Origin of the sequence: Paraburkholderia sp. A1RI_3L (assembly GCF_048957895.1) — a bacterium.
Classification (GTDB): domain Bacteria; phylum Pseudomonadota; class Gammaproteobacteria; order Burkholderiales; family Burkholderiaceae; genus Paraburkholderia; species Paraburkholderia kururiensis.
Window position 1 is genome coordinate 1 of record NZ_JARCHA010000042.1, and the last position, 3,858, is coordinate 3,858.

General features: G+C 62.4%; 3 protein-coding genes and 1 pseudogene. All 4 read left to right on the forward strand.

Translation table 11 applies throughout. From position 1 onward, the window contains the following. On the forward strand, window positions 1-903 hold a 903-nt coding region (locus tag PXJ20_RS32675), incomplete at its 5' end, for an ABC transporter ATP-binding protein (RefSeq protein ID WP_421057491.1). 29 nt (window positions 904-932) lie between these two features. Further along, window positions 933-2,480 carry a glutathione ABC transporter substrate-binding protein GsiB gene (gsiB, locus tag PXJ20_RS32680; protein ID WP_421030431.1) on the forward strand — a complete coding sequence of 516 codons (1,548 nt, stop codon included), beginning with the start codon at window positions 933-935 and terminating at the stop codon, window positions 2,478-2,480. Window positions 2,481-2,549: 69 nt separating this feature from the next. Continuing rightward, window positions 2,550-3,470 (forward strand): glutathione ABC transporter permease GsiC, encoded by a 921-nt coding sequence (gene gsiC, locus PXJ20_RS32685; protein WP_042300294.1) that lies wholly within the window; start codon window positions 2,550-2,552, stop codon window positions 3,468-3,470. 17 nt (window positions 3,471-3,487) lie between these two features. Next, window positions 3,488-3,858, forward strand: a pseudogene (locus PXJ20_RS32690) (glutathione ABC transporter permease GsiD); the annotation flags it as partial.

Here is a 3,858-nt window from a genome sequence, read left to right on the forward strand (position 1 = left end):
ACGCGCTTCGATATCCGTACCGGACTTCTGAGCCGCGTCACGCGCCGTGTGCATGCAGTGGAAAAAATCAGCTTCGATCTGCATCGCGGCGAGACGCTGTCGTTGGTGGGTGAATCGGGCTGCGGCAAATCGACGACGGGCCGCTCGCTGCTGCAACTCGTCAAGAGCCAGAGCGGCCACATCCTGTTCGACGGTCAGGACATCAGCCGCTTGCACGGCGACGCGCTGCGCGAGCTGCGTCGTCATATTCAATTCGTATTCCAGGACCCGTTGGCCTCGCTCGACCCGAGGCTGACGGTCGGCTACTCCATCATGGAGCCGATGCGTATTCATCGGCTTTACCCGGCGGGCGAGGCGGAAGCGCGCATGCGTTATCTGCTCGAGCGAGTCGGCTTGCCCGCCGATGCCGCGCAGCGCTATCCACACGAGTTCTCGGGAGGCCAGCGTCAGCGCATCTGCATCGCGCGGGCGCTCGCCACGAACCCGAAGGTCGTCATCGCCGACGAATCGGTGTCCGCATTGGATGTATCCATTCAAGCCCAGATCGTGAACTTGCTGATCGATCTTCAGCGCGAGATGGGCATGGCGCTGCTGTTCATTTCGCACGATATGGCCGTCGTGGAGCGCATCAGTCACCGGGTGGCCGTCATGTATCTCGGCCAGATCGTCGAGATCGGCTCGCGCCGCGACATTTTCGAGAATCCGCAGCATCCCTATACGAAGCGGTTGATGGCCGCGGTTCCGGTCGCAGACCCTGAGCGGCGCCACCTCGAGCGCAAGCTGTCATCGGGCGAGATCCCGAGCCCGATCCGCGACGTCGGCGACGAGCCTGTCGTCGTACCGCTCAAGCAAATCGACCGAGACCACTATGTCGCGCAGCACGCCATTGCCGCGCAGTTTTGATGTACCCACCCGCAACGAGGAGTAGAACCATGCGAACGTTTCGCGCCACACAATGGATTGGGGCCATCGCGCTGGCCTTTGGGGTTTTCACCGCGCCGTTGGCGATGGCCGCGAAAGACGTGACCGTCGCGGTGCCGGTCTCGCTCGATTCGCTGGATCCGTACAACACGAATTCGACGCTGGCACAGGCGGTCGGCAAGTCGTACTACGAGGGGTTGTTCGGCTTCGACAGGAATCTCAAGGTCCAGCCGCTGCTGGCGGAAAGCTATACGGCGAGCCCCGACGGTCTGACCTACACCTTCAAGTTACGTCACGGCGTGAAGTTCCAGGACGGGACCGACTTCAATGCCGAGGCGGTCAAGGCTAATCTTGATCGCGTGCTCGACAAGAGCAACGGGCTTGCGCGCTACAACCAGTTCAACCGTATCAAGGCCGTGACCGTCGTGGACCCTTATACGGTCAAGATCGAGCTCAACGAGCCCTTTTCTGCCCTCATCAATGCGCTTGCTCATCCGTCCGCGATGATGATCTCGCCGGCCGCGCTGAAGAAGTGGGGTAAAGACATTGCGCTCCATCCGGTCGGCACGGGCCCGTTCGAGTTCGTCGAATGGAAGCCGGCCGAGTACGTGAAGGTGAAGAAGTTCGACGGCTATTGGCGTAAAGGCTATCCGAAGATCGACACGCTGACCTTCCGCACGGTGACCGACAACAACACCCGCGCGGCGGTCGTGCAGACGGGCGAGGCGCAATTCGCTTATCCGGTACCGTACGAGCAAGCGGGTCTGCTCAAGGCGAACCCGAAGCTCGAGCTGGTTGCGAGTCCGTCGATCAAGACGCGCTACATATCGATGAATACGTTGCAAAAGCCGTTCGACGATGTGCGGGTGCGCGAAGCCGTCAACTATGCGATCAACAAGGACGCGCTGGCGAAGGTCGCATTCGCCGGCTACGCGTTCCCGGCGCAGGGTGTGGTGCCGCAAGGCGTGGCGTTCGCAGAGAAGATGGCGCCGTGGCCATACGATCCCGCCAGGGCGCGCGAACTTCTGAAGGAGGCGGGATACCCGGCGGGTTTCTCGACAACGCTATGGTCGGGCTATAACGACGGCACGTCGGCGAAGGTCGTGCAGTTTCTGCAGCAGCAATTGGCGCAAGTCGGCATCAAGGCCACGATCGAATTGCTCGAGTCGGGCCAGAACGTGCAGCGCGTCCAGACAGTGAAGGATCCGAAAACCGCGGCGGTACGCATGTACTACGGCGGCTGGTCGGCTTCGACGGGTGAAGCCGACTGGGCGCTGCGTCCGTTGCTGACCACCAACGCCTGGCCGCCCGTGTTCTACAACACGGCGTACTACTCGAACAAGGACGTCGACAAGGATGTGTCCGACGCGTTGCTGATCACCGATGCGACGAAGCGGCAGCAGCTCTACGCCGACGCGCAGCAGCGCGTCTGGAAGGATGCGCCATGGGCGTTCCTCACCACGGATCGCAACCTGTCGGTCGAGAACAAGCGCCTGACAGGTTTTTATGCCATGCCAGACGGTTCGTTCAACTTCAGCGACGTCGATCTGACGCAATAAGCGGATCGCGCATCCGGTATCGGAGCGCGGGCGGGTCCGCCCGTTCGCGCTCGTCAACACGGACTTGCCATGTTTGTCTATATCGCCAGGCGGCTCCTCGGGGCCGTCCCGACTCTGGTGTTCGTCGCGGTCGCCGTGTTCCTGTTCGTGCACGTGTTGCCCGGCGACCCTGCCCGGCTCGCGGCCGGGCCCGAAGCGGACGAAGCGACCGTCACTCTGGTGCGCCACCAACTCGGTCTCGACCTGCCGATGCCGAAACAGTTCGTACGCTACTTCGATCACGCACTGCACGGCGATCTGGGCCAGTCGCTGCGGACGAAGCGCCCGGTCTCGCTCGAGATCGCCGACCGCTTCATGCCCACTTTCATTCTGACGATCACCAGCATGCTGTGGTCGGTCGTATTCGGGCTCGTGGTCGGTATCGTATCGGCGGTCTGGCGCAATCGCGCACCGGACGCGGTCGGCATGACGCTCGCGGTTTCCGGCATCTCGTTCCCGGCGTTCGCGCTCGGCATGGTGCTGATGCAGATCTTCTCGGTTCAACTCGGCTGGCTGCCGTCGATCGGCGCCGGCTCATGGCAGCACTACATCCTGCCGTCGATCACGCTCGGCGCCGGTGTGGCGGCGGTCATGGCGCGCTTCACGCGTGCCGCGTTCGTCGAAGTCATGCAGGAAGACTATGTGCGCACGGCGCGGGCCAAAGGGTTGTCCGAGTGGTTCGTCGTCGTCAAACATACGTTTCGCAACGCGCTGATTCCGGTCGTCACGATGATGGGCCTGCAGTTCGGCTTTTTGCTGGGCGGCTCGATCGTCGTGGAAGCGGTCTTCGCATGGCCGGGTATGGGCAGCCTGCTCGTCGATTCGGTGAACATGCGCGACTACCCGGTGATCCAGGGGCTGATTCTTCTGTTCTCCGTCGAGTTCATCGTGATCAATATCGTGGTGGACGTGCTGTACGGATTGATCAATCCGACCATCCATTATCAGTAAGAGCGAGGGGAGCCGCCATGAATCGAATCGAAGCCCCGGCGTTGCGCGTCAACATCGCGCCGGCGGGCCGTGTGCGTACGCCAGTTCGCGAGTTCTGGCGCAAGTTTCGCAAGCAGAAGCTGGCGATGTGGGCCGGCGTGTTCGTGCTGCTGCTCGTGCTCGTCGCGATCGCCGCGCCGTGGATCGTGCCGTTCGATCCGGAAACTTATTTCGACTACGACGCGCTGAACGCCGGTCCGTCGTGGCTGCACTGGATGGGCGTGGATGCGCTCGGACGCGACGAATTCAGTCGTATCGTGATGGGCTCGCGCATCTCGCTGGCCGCGGGCTTCGTCTCCGTGGCGCTCGGTGCCGTCGTCGGCACGGTCATGGGCTTGCTGGCGGGATA

Excerpts from the sequence above, each read along its gene's own strand:
- gsiB (WP_421030431.1), top strand. The coding sequence starts at position 933 with ATGCGAACGTTTCGCGCCACACAATGGATTGGGGCCATCGCGCTGGCC.
- gsiC (WP_042300294.1), top strand. The coding sequence starts at position 2,550 with ATGTTTGTCTATATCGCCAGGCGGCTCCTCGGGGCCGTCCCGACTCTG.